Genomic DNA, 1,430 nt, shown 5'->3' on the forward strand with positions numbered 1-1,430 from the left:
GAACCGACGGACGCGCGTGGACGTGTGGCGGAGCTGCACGCGATCCGTGCCCGGGCGATGGCCGGCCCGAGTGAGAAGGCGACCGAGGCGCAGCATGCCAAGGGCAAGCTGACGGCCCGGGAGCGGATCGGGCTGCTGCTGGATTCGGGTTCGTTCCAGGAGGTCGAGCAGCTGCGCCGGCACCGGGCGACCGGTTTCGGCCTGGAGGCCAAGAAGCCGTACACCGACGGTGTGATCACCGGCTGGGGCACGGTCGAGGGCCGTACGGTCTTCGTCTACGCGCATGACTTCCGGATCTTCGGCGGTGCGCTGGGCGAGGCCCACGCCACGAAGATCCACAAGATCATGGACATGGCCATCGCGGCCGGTGCGCCGCTGGTGTCGCTGAACGACGGCGCGGGTGCCCGTATCCAGGAGGGTGTGTCCGCGCTCGCCGGCTACGGCGGTATCTTCCAGCGCAACACCAGGGCCTCCGGGGTCATCCCGCAGATCTCCGTGATGCTCGGCCCGTGCGCGGGCGGCGCGGCCTACAGTCCCGCGCTGACCGACTTCGTGTTCATGGTCCGTGAGACCTCGCAGATGTTCATCACCGGCCCGGACGTGGTCAAGGCGGTGACCGGCGAGGAGATCACCCAGAACGGCCTGGGCGGCGCCGACGTCCACGCGGAGACCTCCGGCGTCTGCCACTTCGCGTACGACGACGAGGAGACCTGCATCGCCGAGGTGCGCTACCTCCTGTCGATGCTCCCGCAGAACAACCGCGAGAACCCGCCGCGGGCCGCCTCCGCGGACCCGGCCGACCGCCGCAGCGAGGTGCTGCTCGACCTGGTCCCGGCCGACGGCAACCGCCCGTACGACATGACCAAGGTCATCGAGGAGCTCGTCGACGACGGCGACTACCTGGAGATCCACGAGCGCTGGGCCCGCAACATCATCTGCGCGCTGGCCCGCCTCGACGGCCAGGTCGTCGGCATCGTCGCCAACCAGCCCCAGACCCTCGCCGGAGTCCTCGACATCGAGGCATCCGAAAAAGCTGCGCGCTTTGTCCAGATGTGTGACGCTTTCAATATCCCGATCATCACGCTGCTGGACGTGCCCGGGTTCCTCCCGGGTGTCGACCAGGAGCACGGCGGGATCATCCGGCACGGCGCGAAGCTGCTCTACGCCTACTGCAACGCGACGGTGCCGCGGATCTCCCTCATCCTGCGCAAGGCGTACGGAGGTGCCTACATCGTCATGGACAGCCAGTCCATCGGAGCGGACCTCACCTACGCCTGGCCGACGAACGAGATCGCCGTGATGGGCGCCGAAGGTGCCGCCAACGTCATCTTCCGCCGCCAGATCGCCGATGCCGCCGATCCCGAGGCGATGCGCGTCCGCATGGTCAAGGAGTACAAGGCCGAGCTGATGCACCCCTACTACGCGGCGGA

At 68.3% G+C, this 1,430-nt stretch carries 1 protein-coding gene; it reads left to right on the forward strand.

The annotated features are described in order from the left end of the window. Positions 1-24: 24 nt before the first annotated feature. A partial coding sequence (locus ACFYW8_RS44545) for an acyl-CoA carboxylase subunit beta (protein ID WP_389093921.1) occupies positions 25-1,430 on the forward strand: 1,406 nt, incomplete at its 3' end.

Source organism: Streptomyces sp. NPDC002742 (assembly GCF_042888885.1).
Classification (GTDB): Bacteria; Actinomycetota; Actinomycetes; order Streptomycetales; family Streptomycetaceae; genus Streptomyces.